Raw genomic sequence first — 19,201 nt, 5'->3', positions numbered from 1 at the left:
CTAACGTTGCGATCATCACTTTCGCGCGAACAGTTAGGACCAACCATGGTTGACACGGCCCAGCGCTCCAGCACCGGATCGACGACGTCTGACCCCAGCTTCGACCTCAACGTCGACACCGGCCCCATCAAGTCCATTGGTGACCCGACCGCTCCCGTGGTCAACGTCGCGGCACTCGGACGTCAGCTGCTCGGTACCTGGGCCGATGTGCGCCTCGCTGCCCGTGAAATCACCGCGCGCCCCGATATGCAGCGCATCGAAGGCCTCTCCATGGCCGACCACCGGCTGCGTGTCCTCGAACAGCTCAAAGCGCTCGCCGCCAACGGCCTCGTGCTTCGCGCTTTTCCCACACACCTCGGCGGGCAGGACAACCATGGCGGCAACATCGCCGGCTTCGAAGAACTCGTCATCGCCGACCCGAGCCTGCAGATCAAGGGCGGCGTGCAGTGGGGCCTGTTCGGTGCCGCCGTGCTGCACCTCGGTACGAAGGCGCACCACGACAAGTATCTGCCGGGCATCATGGACCTCAGCGTGCCGGGTGCCTTCGCAATGACCGAAATCGGCCACGGCTCCGACGTCGCGAGCATCGGCACGACCGCGACCTTCGATACCGAAACGGGCGAGTTCGTCATCGATACCCCGTTTCGCGCCGCCTGGAAGGACTACCTCGGTAACGCCGCCAAAGACGGCATCGCCGCCGTGCTGTTCGCGCAGCTCATCACCCAGGGTGTCAATCACGGCGTGCACGCCTTCTACTTGCCCATTCGCGATGAGAACGGCGATTTTCTGCCCGGCATCGGCGGCGAAGACGACGGCCTCAAGGGTGGCCTCAACGGCATCGACAACGGACGCCTGCACTTCACCGGGGTGCGCATTCCGCGCGAGAATCTGCTCAACCGGTACGGCGACGTTGCCGAAGACGGCACCTACTCCAGCCCGATCAGCAGCCCCGGCCGCCGTTTCTTCACCATGCTCGGCACGCTGGTGCAGGGTCGGGTGTCGCTCGACGGCGCCGCCACCGCGGCATCCGCTCTCGCGCTGACCATCGCGATCACCTACGGCAGCCAGCGCCGCCAGTTCAACGCCGGGAGCAGCACCGACGAGGAGGTCATCCTCGACTACCAGCGACACCAGCGCCGGTTGCTTCCGCGCCTCGCCACGACCTACGCGCAGACGTTCGCGCACGATGAATTCCTGGTGAAGTTCGACGAGGTGTTCAGCGGCAAAGCCGACACCGACGACGACCGGCAAGACCTCGAAACTTTGGCCGCCGCGCTCAAGCCGCTCTCCACCTGGCATGCGCTCGACACCCTGCAGGAAGCCCGCGAAGCCTGCGGCGGCGCCGGTTTCCTGGCCGAGAACCGCCTGGTTGGACTGCGCGCCGATCTCGACGTTTACGCCACCTTCGAGGGAGACAACAACGTGCTCCTGCAGCTCGTTGCCAAACGTCTGCTCACCGACTACAGCCGCAAATTCGCCAAAGCGGATGCTGGCGCCCTCGCCCGCTATGTCGTGCAGCACGCCGCCGGTCGCGCCTACCACGGCACCGGCCTGCGCACCCTCGGACAGACCGTGTTCGACCGCGGGTCGACCGCTCGCTCCGTCGATGCGCTGCGTGATTCTGACGTGCAGCGTGAGTTGCTCACGGACCGGGTCGAAAGCATGATCAGCGAGGTCGCCGGCAAGCTGCGTGGCGCCACCAAACTGCCCAAGAAGCAGGCGGCCGACCTGTTCAACGCGCACCAGAACGAGCTCATCGAGGCGGCCCGCGCGCACGGCGAACTGCTGCAGTGGGAGTCGTTCACGCGGGCACTGGACGCTCCCATGGATGCCGGAACCAAGCAGGTGCTCACCTGGCTGCGCGACCTGTTCGGCCTTGGCCTGGTGGAGAAGAACCTCGCCTGGTACCTCATTCATGGTCGACTGTCGGCTCAACGAGCGCAGGCCGTCACGGCCTACATCGACCGGCTCATCGCGCGCATCCGCCCCTACGCACTCGACCTGGTTGACGCGTTCGGTTATTCGCAGGACCACCTGCGGGCCACGATCGCCAGTGGCGTCGAGCGCGAACGCCAAACCGAAGCCCGAGACTACTTCGCTGCCCAGCGGGCGTCCGGAACTGCGCCCACCCCCGAAAAGCCGGTCAAGAAGTAGGCCCTGCACGTCGTACCGCTGCACGTCGTACCGCGGTATGACACAGGGGGCGCGCAACCATCCCCCAGGTTGATGCGCCCATCTGCTGCACGCCGTACCGTTTTGTTGGGGGCTTCAGTGCAGTCAAACGGGGCCTCACCCACAAACGGAATGAGGCACTTTTGATTCAGGCACAATCCCTGACCAAGCACTACGGAAGCAAGACCGCGGTCGACGCGGTCGACTTCACGGTGCAGCCCGGCAAGGTCACCGGGTTTCTCGGGCCGAACGGCGCGGGCAAGTCCACCACGATGCGCATGATTGTCGGACTCGACCGGCCGAGCGCTGGTTCGGTCATCGTCAATGGCAAGCCGTACCACGAGCACAAGGCGCCACTGCGCGAAGTCGGCGTGCTGCTCGACGCCAAGGCCGTGCACACCGGTCGCAGCGCCTACAACCACCTGCGTGCCATGGCCGCAACCCACAGCATCCCCACCAGCCGGGTGCACGAGGTCATCAACCTCACCGGCCTCGAGTCCGTCGCCCGCAAGCGCGTTGGCGGCTTCTCGCTCGGCATGGGTCAGCGCCTCGGCATTGCCGCAGCGCTGCTCGGTGACCCGGCCACGCTCATCCTGGACGAGCCGGTGAACGGCCTCGACCCGGAGGGCGTGCAGTGGGTCCGCAAGCTCACCAAGCAGCTGGCTGCCGAGGGACGCACCGTGCTGCTCTCCTCGCACCTCATGAGTGAGATGGCGCTCACCGCCGACCACATCATCGTGCTCGGCCGCGGCCGAGTGATAGCGGATGCCTCGGTCGCCGACATCATCAAATCGGCCGCCCAGGACGCAGTTCGGGTGCGCACCCCGCACACCGTAGCCCTCGCCACCCTGCTGGCGCAGGCCGATGTCACCATCACCAACGTCGAGCCGGACGTGCTCGAAATCAGCGGCCTCACGGTGAACGAAATCGGTGACCGCGCCGCGGCCGCCCAGATCTCCCTGCACGAACTCTCCGCGGTGAGCGCCTCGCTGGAGGAGGCCTACATGAAACTGACCCAGAACGAAGTGGAGTATCGCACCGGCGACGCTTCCAGCCACACCGAAGCGGAGGTCGCTCGATGAGCACCGTAGCCCAGTCAACCCAGCCGTCCGCAGCCCGCGCATCGTTCGTGCCGACCGGGTCCGGGCTCAGCTTTGGCGGGTTGCTCCGCTCCGAATCGATCAAGTTGTGGAGCTTGCGCTCCACCTACTGGAGCTTCTCACTCGTCATCGTTGCCGCGGTCGGCATCGCCCTGTTGATGTCGTTCGCCATGTCCGCAACCTTCGATTCCACCAACGGAGCCCTGGGCGTCGACAACGCTCAGCTGTTCGTTCTCGTCTCCACAGCCGGGCTGGCCCTCGGACAGCTGATTGTCGCCGTTCTCGGCGTGCTCTCGATCAGTGGCGAATATTCGAGTGGCATGATCAAGTCGACCCTCACCGCGGTGCCCAACCGCCTGCCCGCACTCTGGGCCAAGGTCACCGTGCTGTTTAGTTTCACCTTCCTGGTGGGTCTGTTCAGCGTGGTCGCATCGTTCCTCGTGGCCGTTCCCATCCTGGGCGCGAAAAACATTTCAGTGAATCTGTTTGACAGCGCTGTGCTGCTGCCGTTGCTCGGCAACGCGTTGTTCCTCGCGCTCATCGCGGTGTTCGCCATCGGTATCGGCACCATTGTGCGCAGCAGCGCCGGCGGCATCGCGTCAGCGTTGGGAATCATCCTGCTCCTGCCGACGGTCGTTGGCCTGTTCTCGATGCTCGTCGGGTGGGTCGCCGACATCATGCCATTCCTGTTCACCTCGGCCGGTTCCGAGATGATCACCCCGAACACCATGGAATCCTGGCAGGCCTTCCTGGTCGTCCTGGCCTGGGTCGTGGTGAGCCTCGGCGCCGCCGCGCTGCTGCTCAAGCGCCGCGACGCCTGACCCGTACCATCGAAGAATGAGTACTCACACGGTTCCCCCCGCGCGCGACCTCGCGCCGGGGGGAAACGTGCATCTGCCCACTCCGCCCGGAATCGTGCGGCGGTTCTGGACCAGGCATCCGCACGTGGCCGACACGCTCATCGTATTGATCTACGCCGTACCGATGGTGTTGACGCTCTTGCTCAACTCGCTGGATGCCGATCCGCCCCCTGTGCGCGACACTCTCCTCAACGCCGCCCTCGTGCTGCTTCTGGCGACAGCACTGTTCTTTCGCCGACGGATGCCACGGCTCGTCTTGGCCGTGACCTGGGTGGGCCTGCTTAGTTTCGCTGATTACGGCGACGCGTACCTCGTTGCGCAGCTTCTCGCGCTCTATGCCGTCGCGGTGTACGTCGATGTGCGCAGCGCGTGGTTCGGGTTTGGGGCATCCTCGGTTCTGGTGAGCCTAGCCGTCTGGTATTCCACCGACTCAGTGAACACTCCCTGGCTTCCGGTTGCCATCACCATGTCAATCATGATGCTCGCCGCCACCCTGATTGGCGTGAACACGGGTAACAGCAAGCGGTATGTGATTTCTTTGCTCGACCTCGCGGCACAGTTGACCCGCGAACGCGATCAACAGGCGCAGCTCTCGCGCATTTCCGAGCGTTCCCGGATCGCGAGCGAAATGCACGACGTGGTCGCCCACAGCCTGTCCGTCATGGTCGCCCTCGCCGACGGTGCCCATGCCATAGCCCCGAAAGACGTCGAGCGATCCCGGGCAGCCATGCTCGACGTCGCTGCCACCGGGCGCCGATCAATGACCGAGATGCGGCGCCTGCTCGGGGTGCTCGATGCCGGCACCGAGCCGGCCCCGCGTGCCCCGCAACCGGGTATCGATCAACTCGCCGACCTCGTCGAATCCTTTCGATCAACTGGGCTTCCGGTCGTGTTGGAACGCAGCGGCCGCCCGCCGGATAACCCGAGCGTGCAGCTGACCATCTTTCGTTTGGTGCAGGAGTCACTGACCAACGTGCTGCGCTACGCCGATACGCCCACGCACGTTGTGGTGCGGCTGAAGTCGGCACCAGGAACGGTCGACATTGCCGTTAGTGACAACGGTCGGCCGCACCGCGAACCGAGCGCTCACTCGCTCGGTCGCGGCCTGATCGGCATGCAGGAACGGGTAGCCATCTACGGTGGAACCTTTGAAGCAGGAACAGGGCTCCACGACGGCTGGCGCGTGCACGCCGCCATGACCTTCGAGATCGAGAAATGACAAACGCCGAAATGACCTCACCAGCCGCGCAGGATTCAGCGCTCCCCGATCCGATCCGCATCCTGCTCGTCGACGACCAGACGCTGCTGAGGGTCGGTTTTCGAATGGTGCTCGAGGCCGAAGACGACTTCATCATCGTCGCCGAAGCGGGCGACGGTGCCCAGGCGATTGCGCTCGCCGCGAGTCTGCGTCCCCAAGTCATCCTGATGGACGTGCGCATGCCTGGTCTCGACGGGATCGAGGCGACCCGGCAGATTATGGCTGCCCAGCCGGACACCCGGATCATCATCCTGACCACCTTCGATCTGGATGAGTACGCCTTCGGTGGGTTGCGTGCCGGTGCGAGTGGCTTTCTGCTGAAAAATGCCGAACCGGTGGAGCTGATCGCGGCGATTCGCACGGTGGTCTCGGGGGAGGCATCCGTTTCGCCGCGGGTGACCCGGCGCCTGCTCGACCTCTTCGGTACCCAGCTGCCACAAACGGATGCCCCCGATGCGTGTGCTGCCGCCGCCGTCGCGGCCCTCACCGAACGGGAGACCGAGGTTTTTCTCGCGATCGCCGAGGGGCTCTCCAATCCCGAACTCGCCGAACGGTTCTTTCTCTCGGAGTCGACCGTGAAGACCCACGTCGGACGCATCCTGCACAAACTCGGCCTGCGCGACCGGGTGCAGGCGGTCATTCTCGCTTACGAGCACGGTCTCGTCGGCCGCTGACCGGGGCGAGCTCCGGGGGTGGGGCATAGGCTCGAGGTATGCGTACCTTCTACCCCGAGTGTGAACCCTACGAAACCGGCATGCTCGATGTCGGTGACAACCAGACCATCTACTGGGAGGCCTCGGGCAATCCCGACGGCAAGCCGGCGGTCTACCTGCACGGCGGCCCGGGTGGCGCGTCCGGCCCGGACCAGCGTCGAGTGTTCGACCCGGCGAAATACCGCATTATCCTGTTCGACCAGCGCGGCTGCGGCCTCAGCACACCGCACGCGAGCGAACCGGACATCGACCTGGGCGTCAACACCACCTGGACCCTCGTGGCCGACCTGGAAAAACTGCGCGAGCACCTCGGCATCGACCGCTGGTTGGTCTGCGGTGGATCGTGGGGCAGCACCCTGGCTCTCGCCTACGCCGAAACGCACCCCGAGAAAGTCACCGAACTCGTTGTACGCGGCATCTTCACGCTGCGGCCGGTCGAGCTCGACTGGTTCTACGAGGGCGGCGCTGCGGCGATCTACCCCGACCTGTGGGAGTCGTTTCTCGCGCCGGTTCCCCAAAATGAGCGCGGCCATTTGATCGAGGCCTACGGTCGGCTGCTGCACGACCCCGACCAATTCGTGCGCGAACGTGCCGGCGTGGCGTGGGCCACCTGGGAATCGTCGACGATTACCCTCATTCAGGAGCCCGATAAGATCGCGCACTTCTCCGATCCGGCCTTCGCTGTGGCGTTCGCCCGCATTGAGAATCACTTTTTCGCCAACAAGGGCTGGTTCACCCCCAACCAGCTCATCGACGACGCCTCCCGCCTGGCCGATATTCCCGGCGTCATCGTGCAGGGGCGCTACGACATGTGCACCCCGGCCTTTACCGCGTGGGACCTGCACAAGAACTGGCCGGAGGCCGAGTTCAAGATGATTCCCGATGCCGGCCACGCCTTCGACCAGCCCGGCATCCTCGACGCGATCATCGAGGCGACCGACCGCTTCGCCGGCTAGTGCGCTGAGAATTTATCAGGCGATCCGTACGGATCTGCAATACTGACCGCATGACCGACTCGAACTTCGACTCCCTCGCCGTGGTGGTGGTGAACTTCGGGTCGTCCGCGCTGCTCGAGGCGAACCTGCGGCCCTTGTCCCGGTCGGCGCCGGGGCTGCAGGTGGTCGTCGTCGATAACTTCACCGATGCGGCCGAGCAGGCGAGGGTGGCGGCGCTCTCCGAACGGGAAGACTGGCAGCTGGTGCTGTCGCCGACCAATCTCGGTTTCGGCGGCGGCATGAACCTCGGCGTTGCGCGGGCGCAACAAAACGGCCGCATCCACTTTCTGCTGTTGAATCCGGATGCCGCGATCGCCGCAGACCAGGTGGCCAGACTGCTCGAACTGGTTCGAATGCATCCGCTCACCCTGGTTTCGCCCCGCATTCTGCGGCCCGACGGCACGGTGTGGTTCGACGGCAGCGACCTCTACCTCGAGGATGGGCGGGTGCGCGCGACCCGCAGGCGCAGGGATTTTGCGCAGCAGCGGGTCACGCCGTGGCTCAGCGGTGCGTGCCTGCTGATCAGCGATGAACTGTGGTGCCTGACCGGTGGGTTCAGTGACGACTATTTTCTGTATTGGGAAGACGTCGAACTCTCGCACCGGGTACTGCAGAAGGGTGGATCCGTCACGGTCTGCGCCACCGCGCAGGCGATCCACGCCCAGGGCGGCACACAGGGCGCCGGCCAGCACAGCGCCGGACAGGCCAAGTCGTACTCCTACTATTACTACAACGTGCGCAACCGCCTCGTCTACGCGGCCCGCAACCTTAACGACGACGACGACCGCCGCTGGCGCCGCCACAGCGTATCGGCAGCCTGGGAAGTCGTCTCCCGCGGGGGTCGACGCCAGCTGCTGACGTCGATGCAGCCGCTTCTCGCTGCGATGCGGGGTTTGCGTGATGGGCTTGCATATCGACCGGCTTCCGCCGGTTCCCCCCGATCTGCCCCCAGTGGTACTGCCCCCGGTGGTACTGCCCCCGGTGGTACTGCCCCGACCAGACGGTCCTAGCGGCGGCGCCGCGTGAACCGTTTCGCGTACTCGCGCAGGGTGACCAGGTCGGCACGCCGCACACCGTAGAACTGCAGGGGGTTGATCCCGAACTTGCGATACATGAATACAAGATTCAGGTTGCTGGAGATCAGGTTGCCGGCCAGGGTCGCCAGTGCGGCCCCCATCGCCCCGAGCAGGGGGGCCAACAGGATCAGCATGGCAATGTTCACCAGGCAGGCGATCAGTAGTGACATGCTGCGCAAACCGGGTCGCCCGCGCGCGCTCAGACCGGAACCACCGATCGATCCGGGCGTACCCAGCACTACCGCGCCGAGGAGCACGGCGGCCACCGGCAGCGCCGGCCGAAAATCTTCGCCGAACAGAAACGGCAGCCACCACAGCATGCTGATGCCGAGGAACAGGGCGGCGAGGCCGGACAGCAGCGTCGAGATGCGGGCCGATGACGCGAGGCGCGCGTCGACCGAATCGGCAGCATCCGTCACAAAGGTCACGTCGCGCACTGCCTGGTTGATGATCAGCGGCAGCTCGCTCACGCTCACCGCGACGACGTAGAGCCCGAGCTGATACGTACCGGCGAATGGTGTCATGAGCACCTGGTCGAGCCGGGACAGCAGAATCCCCGACAGAGAGCCGACCCAGATGCGTACTCCGTAGCTCAGTAGACCAGCCGTACGGGCCTCGCGCGGAACGTCGAAGGCTCGCGGGTCGAGGGTGCGCATGCGCCCGATATATACGAACAGCCCGGTCACTGGCATGGCCGCCACGGCGATCGTCGCCACGAGCGGTGTCAGGGTGCCGGTGAGCCAGAACGGAATGAGCACGGCGAGCCGCAAGGAGGAGGTGACGATGCGTTCCAGCGCGACGAGCCGCCAGCTTTGGGTAGCGGAGGCGACCCCGCGGAACACTCCGACCAGGAGGTTGGGCACGATGGCCAGGCAGGCCACCAGGATGAGCTGCTGCACGGTGGGGTCGCCGCCACTGAGCCAGGCGGCAGACAAGACGACGGCGCCCATGGCCAGCAGCCCGGCCACAACCAGAATCAGCATGCCCCGGTTGGACGCGTTGCGGGCGAGGGCGGGGTTGCGGGCGATCGCCCAGGTGACAGCTTCGGGAACACCGAAGGTTGCGAGGGTGACCACGAGGGCCAGCGGTGCGGTGGCGGCTGCCACGGCGCCACGACCGTCCACACCGAGGGCCTGGGCCAGAATCGGCCCGGAGAACAGCGCAACGAGCGGGGGGAAAGAGTTGCCGATCAGCGCAATCGTCATGTTGCGTGAGACCGAGCTTGGAGCGGCTGGACGTGGTGCTGTTCGGCGGGGTGTCGGGTCGGCTGAAAGCTGAGCAGAGCCTCGGGTCTGCACGGGGCCGCGGGGGCGTCTAGGTGCCATCGCCGTTGACCGTTCGCAGCGCCGACCTCGCCGATACCGCCCCCGTGTCGCTCGGGTCGTCGCGCAGCATGCGCTCGCGTTCGGGTTCGCCCACGCACGCCGCGAACTGGGCGTCGTTGCCGCCTTCGATCACATTCTGTCGGTAGAGGGTACCGCGCTGTGATCCAGGAATCGCCGGGTACTCGGCCTGCCGCTCACCGACTTGGCGGGCGCGAATCCCGCTGCGCACCGCGACCGAAAAGACCCACAGATCGTCCGCCCGCGGAGCCGCGCGCAGAAAAGTGTCACCCGCCAGACGTAGGGCATCGAGTAGTTCCAGCGGGTAGTAGATGCCGGAAACGCCGGTGCAGAGAGTTCGAAAATTCGCGACGGTGCCGAGGGCGGCGACCCACTGCGAATACGGTGCCACGCGGTCGCCGTCGAAGGTGATCGTGTGGGCGCGATGTCCGACGACATCACGTGGATGCCGCCCTGCCGCCCGCAGCAGTTCCGCGAGCCATCCGCGCGGGTACAACACGTCGTCGTCGGCGGCAACCAGCGGAAGCGTCGGGCCGGTCAGGGCGTAGGGATACTGCTTTTTGTGTGGCCCGTAGTCGGGGCAGCGGAGAATCTCCAGGCCCCGTCGCTGCAAGCGGAGGAGGGTGGCCGGAGGGTGTGCCGCTGCCGCTGCGTCGTCGAGCCAGAGAATGAGCCGCCGGGGGCGAATTCGACCGGCGGCGATGGTTTCGAGGGCGTAGAACACCAGATCAATTCGGTGGCCGAAGGAGGTCAGGTTCACCACGACGGCGCCGGTTCCGGTCGCGGGCCGGCGGCTGAGCCTGTTGGCGACCGTCAGGCCGGCGAGGCGCGCCTTGATCCTGGCGCGCTGCGCCAGGTCGGCCGGGTCGCGGCGCACGTCGGCTACGAGCCGACCGAGTTTATTGATAACCACAGGCTGCTTCCGGTAGCACGATGAAAATCCCTCACGAAATCGCCACTATACAGGCCATGCGGCCCGTCCCCGAGTCCCCTTCTCGGGGGGTGACGTTCCCTCAGTTTGAGGTGGATCGCCCTTGTCGCTGCGGTCCAGTGCCGTCTATTCTTGTGCACGATGCGGCTGTGCAATAAGAAACGATGCCCGAATCGTTCCTGTACGGCCCGGGTGGTGGTGGCTAGTGTCCTCTCAGGTACGTTCCAACGGCACCGCAGCTCTCCCCGCCGCGGTGCCGCCGCCACGCACCCGCGCGGGTCGTTTCGAGTACCGGGTACCGCCCATTGTCAACAAAATTATTGCCGTGGTCGTTCTGCTCATCGTCGCGATGCGCCTCGACATCACCCAGGGCGTCACCCTGGGTGCCGTGATCTGCGTGGCGTTGTTTCCAGTGTGGATTCCGGTGCTGCGCCAGTTCTGGGGCGCCCGACTGTTCTTGGTCGTGGGGGTCGTCGCAATCGGCTCCGGCATCTGGCTCACAGCCCTGTCCGCGCCCACGCACGACACAAGCCTCGGCCAGGCGTTCGGTGCGATCGCCGGTCTGGTCGGCTTGCTTTCCGGCGTCGGATTCGTGCTCTGGGCGCGCACGGTCCTGCCCGATTCGCAGATCGCGATTTGGTACGGCGCCGGAATCCTGCTCGGTGTATCGCCGTCGAGCGAGTTGTACGCGGCAAACCCCTGGCGGTTCGGCTACTCGGTGGCGCTGACCATTCTGCTGCTCGGAATAGCCCTCCAACTGCGCCGCCGCGGTTTGGAACTGGCGGTCGCGCTCGTGCTCACGGTCGTAGCGACCATGACGGATGCCCGCTCCGCGTTCGCCTTCATGCTTCTGACCGTGCTGCTGGTGGCCTGGCAAATGCGCCCCACTCGGCCCACCCGCGGCACATCGGCGCTGCGGGCCGTGCTCGGGCTCGGCGTGCTCGGTCTGGTCGTCTTCAACGCGATCCAAGCCCTCATTCTTGATGGTGCCCTCGGCGAAGCCACCCAGCAGCGCACCGTCGCCCAACTCGAAGAGACCGGTTCGCTCATCCTCGGTGGCCGTCCCGAACTCACCGCGACAATCGCGCTGATGCAACATCAGCCGTGGGGATTCGGTGTGGGAACCGCGCCCAATCCGCAAGACGTCCTGGCGGCCAAGAGCGGTATGGCCGCGATCAACTACGACCCGAATAACGGGTATGTCGATAATTACATGTTCGGTGGGCACATCGAACTGCACTCGATCATCGGTGACTTCTGGGCGGGTATGGGCATTCCAGGGCTTCTGCTTGCCCTCGTTATTCTCGTGCTGATCGTGCGCAGCATCGGCGTGCACGTGGCGAGCAACACCGCCAGCGCCGTGCTGCTCTACCTGGGCATCAAAGCCGTCTGGTTCATGCTCTTCGGCCCGTTCTTCAGCTCCTCGGTGCTGCTCGTTCTCGTGCTCGGACTGCTCATTACCCGCACAGCGCCCGCCAAGGCGGATGCCGCGCTGCTGCGCCTGGCGCCGGTGCGGCTCTGGCAATGAGCGCTACCGGCACAGCAACCGAGCGCATCGGCTGGGTTGATACCGGTCGGGGCATCGCCATCCTGCTCGTCGCCCTGTTCCACTCGGCAAATTGGCTGCTCGGGGCCGGTTTTGATATCCCCTATTGGCGTGAAATCAACGAGGCGCTGTCGTCGATGCGCATGCCGTTGTTCTTTGTCTTGTCTGGGCTGTTCGCCCCTAAATGGCTCCTCAAGCCGTGGCGTGACCTGTGGACGGTGAAAGTGCGCCTCTACCTCTGGGTGTTCCTGCTCTGGGAGGTGATCGGCTCCATCGTGTTCCTGCTCGGTCAGACCATGAAGGGTGAGGGCTTCGGCCTGCGCGATGCCGTGCTGGGCCTCGCGGTGTCACCGATTCTGCCGCGGTTCGAGCTGTGGTTCATCTGGGCGCTATCGATCTTCTTCGTCGTCGCCAAGCTCAGCCGTCGGGTGGATCCACGGCTCCAACTCGTCGTCGCCGGCGCCGTCTCGATCGTTGCCCTGAGCGGCCTCGAGACGGCCAATGTGGGCTGGTCCGGCTCGCTCAAGTACTACTTCTTTTTTCTGGCCGGGATCTACCTGCGCAACTGGATCATCCGTATCGGTACGGTCGACAATACCCTGCTGGTCGGTGCGGCCATGGTGCTGTGGGTGGCCGTCACTGCCGCCATCGCGTTGCTCGGACTCCGAGACGTTTTCGGCCTGTACTTTGTGAACTGCCTGGTCGGCGTGGTCGGCGGCATTGCGTTCAGCCGCACGCTGCGCGGCGTTCGCTGGTTCGGTGCGATCGGGCGTATTACGCTGCCCATCTATCTGGCTCACACGCCCATCGTCATCCTGATTTCGTTCGTGCTCTCGCTGCCCGTGATCTTCCCCGCCGTCGCTGTCATCGCACCCGTGCTGCCGCCGATTCTCGCGCTCGCCGCCGTTCTGCTCGCCCTCGCGCTCCACCGGTACGCGATGCGAAGCTGGCTGCGGTACGCCTACGAACCGCCACCTTTTATAACCGAGCTCGACGCGCGCCCTGGCCGTCTGCGCGCGGTTCGTCCGGGTGAGGAGCCGACATGACTGCGACGCCGGCAGTCCCTCCGGCTCGCGAAGCGTGGATCGACGTCGCGAAGGGAATCGCAATCACCCTGGTCGTGCTCTATCACGCCATAATGTACCTGGACCAGGTCGGGCTGGCGGGTGCGCTCGCTCCGCTCAATCCGCTGTTCGACACGTTTCGCATGCCCCTGTTCTTTTTCATGTCGGGGATTTTGGCTGCTTCAGCCATCCGTTTGCCGTACTGGCAGCTGTTTCGCAAGCGCATCTCGCTGCTGTTGTACCTTTACGTCGTCTGGGTGGCCGTGCAGACGTTGTTTCTGATCGCCCTCCCACCGATCAGCCCGTCGGGAGGGCCGAACGCCACGTGGGCCAGCATCGTTACTTTGTTCGCGCGCCCCAGCTCAAATTTGTGGTTTATTTACGCCCTGCCGTTGTTCTTCACCCTGGCCTGGCTCATGCGGCAGTGGTCGCCGCTCCTGCAGATTGCCCTCACCACGGTCGTGGCGGTGCTGTTTGGTGCGCAGTTGCTGCACACGGGGTCGCCGTGGGACAAAATGGGCAAATACCTCGTGTTTTTCATCGCGGCCATCTACCTTGGGCCGCTGGTGCGCCGCCTCGTTCCACGCGTGCGGTGGTGGCATGTCGCGCTGCTGTGCGGGGGATACGGCGCGTTGGTCGTGGTCACGACCAAGTTCACCCTAACCAAGGTTCCGTTCGTGCTGCTCGTACTGAGCGTGCTCGCCGTGGCCGTTGGCATCACGGTCGCGGCGGTGCTGGCACGGATCGCGGCATTCGACTTCGTTCGTTCGCTCGGTTCGCGCACCCTGCCGATCTACCTCGTGCATACCTTTCCGATGACGGCGTTCGCGGCCATGGTGGTCGCCTTCGACGTGCACGTTGCGACCGTGCTCACGACCTTCCTGCCGCCGCTGCTCTGTGCCGGGGCGATCATTTTCGCTCTCGCTCTACACCGACGGTTCCACGCGGTTCCGGGTATTTTCACGGTGCCCGTGCAGTCCTGGGTCATTGCGTCGAAGCGCCCCGCGGTAGCGATGAGGTCATGAAGTTAATTTGACGTATTTTCATTTTTGGGTAACACTCTAATAACTATCGGCGACTCCCTGCGGTTGCCTTACGCGCATACCCGAACGTGCACCACCCGAAATGACTTCATGAGCGACACTATCCCACGTTCCCATCGCCGACCCTCAGCCCCCAGCCACGACAGCCGCCACCCCTCCGCCACCATCGATGCCACAGCTCGCGCTGTGTGCCCAGAAGCGTCACGTTCGTTCAGCAAGAGAAGAGTCAGCTCCTTGGCTGCGGCTGTATTGGCCGTCCTTCTGCCGCTGGCTGGATTGGCTGCTCCCGCGCAAGCCGCAACCGCAGGTACCGTGCGCACCGCTACGGCGAGTGCCGACACCACCGGAGTTCCGTCTGGGACGACACTCAAGGTCTATACCGGCGACCTCAACATCACCAAGGCCGGCACGGTCATCAGCGGGCTCGACATTCGCGGCCTCGTCAAGATCAACGCGATCAACGTGACGATCAAAAACTCGATCATTCGCGGTCGAAGCCTCAGCGCCCCGGCGGCCTTGATTAATAATCTGGGCGGACGTTCCGGTTTGAAAATCATCGACTCGGAACTCTACCCTTCGAAACCGTCTCCCGATGTGAACGGAATCTACGGCTACAACTTCACCGCGACCCGTCTGGACATCCACGGAGTCATCGACGCCGTGCACATCACCGGCAGCAACGTCACCATCGCCGACTCCTGGCTGCACGGCAATCTGCACTACGCCAGTGACCCGAATCAGGGCGGCAAGGCGAGCCACGATGACTCCATCCAGATTCAAAAGGGCAGCAACATCAAGGTGTACGGAAGCACCCTGACCGGCTCCCACAACGCCGGGGTGCAGATTACCCAAGACACCGGAGATGTGTCGAACTTCTCCTTCAAGAACAACTTCGCCGACGGTGGCGCCTGCACAATCAACGTGGCCCAAAAAGCCTATGGCCCCATCTACGGCACTGTGGTCACCGACAACAAGTTCGGCCGCAACACCAAGGTGACCAACTGTGCGATCATTTCGCCCGGAACGACCAAGATCAGCACGGCCCGCAACTACTACACGCCCGATAGCAAAACAGTCACGGTGCATGCCGGTTAGGTCGGTTAGGTTCCCCCGCTAGCTGCCGCGGCGATTCCACGCGCTACCGGCGGCCCCAGTGGGGCGTCCCGTTCGAGCGCGCCCCAAGGTATTCACAACTTTTCATTGACCGAGTATTGCCGATACGAAATGCTGTACCCACGACCGGCGGCTCCCTTCAGCTGCCTCGCCCAGCACGTCCCGAAACGTGTGCAGGACACGAAATGACATTAATGACATTCACCGCGAAATTGCACCGCTTGCCCACGAACCAGAAAGTATCTTCCCCCTTCCGTCGTGCTCGCCCGAGGGTCATCGCTTCTGTCGCACTCGGACTCATGGGCGCCTCCATCGGAATCGTGCCAGCCCAAGCTGCGCCGCTGAACTACACGGTCACCCCGTGGGGCGCTGGGCTGTCCGTGAGCCCCGCCGCCGACGTCTCCTCGGGATCAGGCCTGTCTCCGGCGCAACTGCGCTGGCTTCTGGCACGGCTCAAATCACCGGTGGCTCCGGAGCCGGTGATTTTGAAGCCGGTGGTTCCTGAACCGGTGGTTCCTGAACCGGTGGTTCCTGAACCGATTCTCACTCCCGCGCCGCTACCGGTGCCAGCGCCAGCGCCTGTGCCTGCTCCAGCTCCAATTCCGGTACCGGCACCCGTGCCTGTTCCCGTGCCTGTTCCCGCTCCGGCTCCGGCGCCCACTCCGCCGTCGACGGTGGGCATCCCGAATGAAAGTAACACCGGTGTGCCGGCCGGTACAGCGCTGACCGTGCATTGGGGAGACCTGATCATCACGGAGGCCAGCACCGTAATCGACAGCCTCGACGTTCGAGGCATGGTCAAGGTCGAAGCATCCGACGTCACCATCAAAAACTCGATCGTGCGTGGACGAGCCTTGAACGGCCCGATGGCCCTGATCGGCAACCTCGGCGGTTACCGGAACCTGCGCATCATCGACACGGAGCTTTTCCCGTCCGCGCCGTCACCCGACTTTCAGGGAATCTACGGCTACAACTTTGAGGCTACCCGGGTCAATATCCACGGCGTGGTTGACGGCATCCATCTCACCGGTGGGAATGTTGCCATCACAGACTCGTGGCTTCACGACAACCTGCACTATGACCGAGATCCCAACCAGGGCGGCACACCGAGCCATGACGACTCCATTCAGATTCAGGAAGGATCGAACATCCTCATCGATGGCAATCGGCTGACCGATGCATGGAATGCCTCCGTGCAGGTGACACAGGACCGCGGTGGCGTGTCCAATTTGACCATCTCGAACAACATCGTCGATGGCGGTGGATGCTCCATCAACCTCGCCGAGAAAGCGCACGGACCCCTGCACGGGGTGGTTGTCAGCGGCAATACTTTCGGTCGCAATACCCGGGTCGACGACTGCGCGGTCATTGCGCCGTCGACCACGAAGGTGCTGATGTCTCACAACTATTACACGCCCGACGACACCCTCGTGGAGGTCCATCAAGGTTAGCCCTCGGCCGCCGAGCCGGCCGCCGAGCCGGCCGCTGAGCCGGCCGCTGAGTAGGCAGGGCCGACAGCCGTGCGCCCGCCAGCCACGGGCGAGCTGAACAAACGTGATGAATTCTCGCTATAGTGCGAGCGGAAGCGTTCCTGGGCGACGGCCCGAGCAGCCCGGGTTGCCCGACGAGCAATGATAGGAATCTGATATGTGGCGAATGCGTGCCCCGGTAGTATCACTAATCGCTTTAGCGTCTCTGATCGGGGCATTTCTTATTCCCGTTCAGGGTGCTCTGGCCGACACGGCACCGCCGGACAATTCTCTGCCCACAACCGTCGCGGCCGATTCTCTACCCACGGCGCAGATCAACGGTGTGGTGTGGTCGCAGGTGATCGTGGGTGACACCGTGTTTGTCGGAGGCGAATTCACTCGTGCACGACCGGCCGGTGCGGCCTCGGGCACGAGCGAAGTGTCGCGCAATAATCTCATGGCCTACAACGTGACGACCGGAGTGATGACATCCTTTAATCCGAGCCTCAATGGCACGGTCAGGGCCATCACCGCTTCCCCGGACGGTTCCCGCATCTACGTCGGGGGCGCCTTCACCAAGGTGGGCACGCAAACCCGAACCCGACTCGCGGCCTTCGATACGGCTACCGGAGAGTTGGTGTCAACGTGGAAACCCACGGCGAATTCCACCGTCAGGGCCCTCGGAGCATTCGCTGACACGGTGTACGCCGGGGGCAGCTTCACATCGGCCAGCGGGGAATCCCGGCAGAAGATCGCCTCGTTCGTCGGTTCTACGGGCGTGGTGGGAGCGTGGAAAGGGAACGTGCCTGACGGCGCGGTCAACGCGCTGACCGTCTCGCCGAGCGGGGATCGCGTTGTTATTGGCGGTTCGTTCACGTCGTACAACGGTTCGACGACTCCGGGCTACGGCATGGCGGCGACCGATTCAAGCACCGGAGCCGGCCTGATCTGGAACATCGGCAAGCTCATCAAGAATGCCGGGCCCAATGGGGCCATCCTGTCGCTGAGCTCGGATGAGGACGGTGTCTACGGTACCGGGTATGACTACGGTTCCGGCGCGATGTTCGAGGGTACCTTTCACGCGAGTTGGCGCAATGGCAACACCGTGTGGATAGAGGACTGTCACGGCGATACCTATTCGGCGGTGCCGGTGGGAGACGTGGTTTACACCACCGCCCACGCTCACTTCTGCGGCAACATTGGCGGTTTCGGGGAGACGAGCCCGCGCAGTTATCACCGCACCCTGACGTTCACCAAGGCTGCCACGGGCACTATCACCCGAAATGTGACCGGGGGCAGCTATTTCAACTTTGAGGGACGGCCGAGTCCGACACTGCTGGCGTTCTATCCGGATATCAACACCGGAACCTACACCGGGCAGGGGCAGGGGCCGTGGAATCTCACCGCGAACTCCCAATACGTTCTCTACGGCGGGGAGTTCACCATTGTGAACAACAAGCGACAGCAGGGCCTGGCGCGATTCGCCGTCACCTCGATCGCCCCCAACACAGAGGGGCCGCGGGTGAGCGGCACAAACTTTCTGCCCAACCTGGCCACGCCGACGGCCAATACCGTCGCCGTCACCTGGACGTCCAACTACGATCGCGACAACGAACAGCTCACCTACGAGGTGTTGCGCGATGGCGTCGTTGTCGAAACCCAAACCGGGCTGTCCACGGATTGGAACCGGCCCGACATCACCTGGACCGACACCGGTGTGACCGGGGGAACGGCCTACAGCTACAAGATTCGGGCCATTGACCCGTTCGGTAATACGGTAACCGGCGCGGCAGCGACCGTGACGGCAACCGGATCGGGCGAACCGGATCCGGTTGTCACCTATGCGCAAGATGCCTTCGGGCGCAGCGTGGGCTCGGGGCTGGGGACCGCTGACACGGGAGGCAAGTGGGCGAATCTTTCGCCGTCCAGCAATTACTCCGTCGCTGACGGGGTGGCCCGTTTCACGATCGAGCCCGGCCGGATCGCGGGAGCAGGGCTACTCGCCGTGTCCCAGACGGATGTTGACCTGAGCGTGACAGCGACCCTGACATCTCAGGGAACACCGGCCACCATTATTGTGGTCGGTCGCAAGGTCGGCTCAAACGAGTACCGCGCGAGCCTGCAGTATTCCGTTGCGGGCGATGTGACCCTTCGTATCGCCGGCGCTGCCAATCGCACACTCGCCTCCACGAGTGCGACCGGCGTGACCGATGCTGTCGGCGCGCCGTTGCGTGTCAGAATGCAGGTCGTCGGGGTGTCGCCGACCGTGATCGCTGCCAAGGTGTGGAAAGCGGGCTCTGCGGAGCCGACCGCATGGCAGGTCTCCGTGAGTGACTCGGCCTCCGCGCTGCAATCGCGCGGGTACGTGGCCCTTGCGCTGTTGCCGGGTGTCTCGACGACCCCAGCGACGGCCACCTTTGATGAACTAGTCGTCACCGAGGCAGCTGAGTAGCGGGCGTCGGGGTCGAGCGGACTGTTGGAATCCGCTCGGCCCCGCTGTGGGCCAGACGTCAATGGA

Annotated in this window: 15 protein-coding genes; 13 read left to right on the top strand and 2 right to left on the bottom strand. The window is 64.3% G+C overall.

Going from position 1 to position 19,201, the window contains the following annotated elements; all coding sequences use genetic code 11:
* Positions 1–45: 45 nt before the first annotated feature.
* From QMK22_RS11815 to QMK22_RS11785, 7 genes are all read left to right on the top strand, one after another.
* Positions 46–2,154 (top strand): acyl-CoA dehydrogenase family protein, encoded by a 2,109-nt coding sequence (locus QMK22_RS11815; RefSeq protein WP_283497842.1) that lies wholly within the window; start codon positions 46–48, stop codon positions 2,152–2,154.
* A gap of 161 nt (positions 2,155–2,315) precedes the next feature.
* Positions 2,316–3,254 carry an ABC transporter ATP-binding protein gene (locus tag QMK22_RS11810; protein WP_283497841.1) on the top strand — a complete coding sequence of 313 codons (939 nt, stop codon included), beginning with the start codon at positions 2,316–2,318 and terminating at the stop codon, positions 3,252–3,254.
* Complete coding sequence (locus tag QMK22_RS11805; protein ID WP_283497840.1) at positions 3,251–4,093, top strand: ABC transporter permease; 843 nt, start codon at positions 3,251–3,253, stop codon at positions 4,091–4,093. Before QMK22_RS11810 ends, QMK22_RS11805 begins: the two co-directional genes overlap by 4 nt.
* A 16-nt stretch (positions 4,094–4,109) precedes the next feature.
* Positions 4,110–5,351, top strand: coding sequence for a sensor histidine kinase (locus tag QMK22_RS11800; protein WP_283497839.1), 1,242 nt, complete (start codon positions 4,110–4,112; stop codon positions 5,349–5,351).
* A gap of 11 nt (positions 5,352–5,362) precedes the next feature.
* Complete coding sequence (locus QMK22_RS11795) at positions 5,363–6,064, top strand: response regulator (RefSeq protein WP_283497838.1); 702 nt, start codon at positions 5,363–5,365, stop codon at positions 6,062–6,064.
* A 38-nt stretch (positions 6,065–6,102) separates the two neighbouring features.
* On the top strand, positions 6,103–7,059 hold the full coding sequence (gene pip / locus QMK22_RS11790) for a prolyl aminopeptidase (protein WP_283497837.1): 957 nt from the start codon (positions 6,103–6,105) through the stop codon (positions 7,057–7,059).
* 50 nt (positions 7,060–7,109) lie between these two features.
* A complete protein-coding gene (locus QMK22_RS11785; protein ID WP_283497836.1) occupies positions 7,110–8,108 on the top strand; it encodes a glycosyltransferase family 2 protein in 999 nt (332 codons plus the stop codon).
* On the opposite strand, the gene QMK22_RS11780 is transcribed toward QMK22_RS11785, so the two are convergent.
* Together QMK22_RS11780 and QMK22_RS11775 are read right to left on the bottom strand one after the other, a co-directional pair.
* Entirely contained in the window at positions 8,105–9,379 is a 1,275-nt protein-coding gene (locus QMK22_RS11780) for an oligosaccharide flippase family protein (protein WP_283497835.1), read from the bottom strand. The two genes, QMK22_RS11785 and QMK22_RS11780, sit on opposite strands and share 4 nt — an antisense overlap.
* 109 nt (positions 9,380–9,488) lie before the next feature.
* Entirely contained in the window at positions 9,489–10,430 is a 942-nt protein-coding gene (locus tag QMK22_RS11775) for a hypothetical protein (protein WP_283497834.1), read from the bottom strand.
* A 223-nt stretch (positions 10,431–10,653) separates the two neighbouring features.
* Between QMK22_RS11775 and QMK22_RS11770 the strand changes: the two genes are divergently transcribed.
* The 6 genes from QMK22_RS11770 to QMK22_RS11745 all read left to right on the top strand — a co-directional run bounded on the left by QMK22_RS11770 (position 10,654) and on the right by QMK22_RS11745 (position 19,135).
* Positions 10,654–11,976: an O-antigen ligase family protein gene (locus QMK22_RS11770; protein ID WP_283497833.1), complete on the top strand. Its 1,323-nt coding sequence runs from the start codon at positions 10,654–10,656 to the stop codon at positions 11,974–11,976.
* Entirely contained in the window at positions 11,973–13,040 is a 1,068-nt protein-coding gene (locus QMK22_RS11765) for an acyltransferase family protein (protein WP_283497832.1), read from the top strand. Before QMK22_RS11770 ends, QMK22_RS11765 begins: the two co-directional genes overlap by 4 nt.
* Entirely contained in the window at positions 13,037–14,083 is a 1,047-nt protein-coding gene (locus tag QMK22_RS11760) for an acyltransferase family protein (RefSeq protein ID WP_283497831.1), read from the top strand. The genes QMK22_RS11765 and QMK22_RS11760 overlap by 4 nt, the downstream gene beginning before the upstream one ends.
* A 252-nt stretch (positions 14,084–14,335) precedes the next feature.
* The gene (locus QMK22_RS11755; RefSeq protein ID WP_283497830.1) at positions 14,336–15,196 is read left to right on the top strand and encodes a hypothetical protein; all 861 of its coding nucleotides are present in this window, start codon (positions 14,336–14,338) and stop codon (positions 15,194–15,196) included.
* Between the two features lie 317 nt (positions 15,197–15,513).
* Complete coding sequence (locus tag QMK22_RS11750) at positions 15,514–16,665, top strand: right-handed parallel beta-helix repeat-containing protein (protein ID WP_283497829.1); 1,152 nt, start codon at positions 15,514–15,516, stop codon at positions 16,663–16,665.
* A 196-nt stretch (positions 16,666–16,861) separates the two neighbouring features.
* Positions 16,862–19,135, top strand: a complete 2,274-nt coding sequence (locus QMK22_RS11745; protein WP_283497828.1) for a WD40 repeat domain-containing protein — start codon at positions 16,862–16,864, stop codon at positions 19,133–19,135.
* Positions 19,136–19,201: the final 66 nt, after the last annotated feature.

This window comes from Cryobacterium sp. PH29-G1, assembly GCF_030063365.1.
Lineage (GTDB): Bacteria > Actinomycetota > Actinomycetes > Actinomycetales > Microbacteriaceae > Cryobacterium.
The sequence above is the reverse complement of the archived record's forward strand: the minus strand, read 5'-3'. Positions and strand labels throughout refer to the sequence as shown.

Coding starts and splice junctions, on each gene's coding strand:
- QMK22_RS11815 (WP_283497842.1), top strand. CDS start 46: ATGGTTGACACGGCCCAGCGCTCCAGCACCGGATCGACGACGTCTGAC.
- QMK22_RS11805 (WP_283497840.1), top strand. CDS start 3,251: ATGAGCACCGTAGCCCAGTCAACCCAGCCGTCCGCAGCCCGCGCATCG.
- QMK22_RS11800 (WP_283497839.1), top strand. CDS start 4,110: ATGAGTACTCACACGGTTCCCCCCGCGCGCGACCTCGCGCCGGGGGGA.
- QMK22_RS11795 (WP_283497838.1), top strand. CDS start 5,363: ATGACCTCACCAGCCGCGCAGGATTCAGCGCTCCCCGATCCGATCCGC.
- pip (WP_283497837.1), top strand. CDS start 6,103: ATGCGTACCTTCTACCCCGAGTGTGAACCCTACGAAACCGGCATGCTC.
- QMK22_RS11785 (WP_283497836.1), top strand. CDS start 7,110: ATGACCGACTCGAACTTCGACTCCCTCGCCGTGGTGGTGGTGAACTTC.
- QMK22_RS11780 (WP_283497835.1), bottom strand. CDS start 9,379: ATGACGATTGCGCTGATCGGCAACTCTTTCCCCCCGCTCGTTGCGCTG.
- QMK22_RS11765 (WP_283497832.1), top strand. CDS start 11,973: ATGAGCGCTACCGGCACAGCAACCGAGCGCATCGGCTGGGTTGATACC.
- QMK22_RS11760 (WP_283497831.1), top strand. CDS start 13,037: ATGACTGCGACGCCGGCAGTCCCTCCGGCTCGCGAAGCGTGGATCGAC.
- QMK22_RS11750 (WP_283497829.1), top strand. CDS start 15,514: ATGGGCGCCTCCATCGGAATCGTGCCAGCCCAAGCTGCGCCGCTGAAC.
- QMK22_RS11745 (WP_283497828.1), top strand. CDS start 16,862: ATGTGGCGAATGCGTGCCCCGGTAGTATCACTAATCGCTTTAGCGTCT.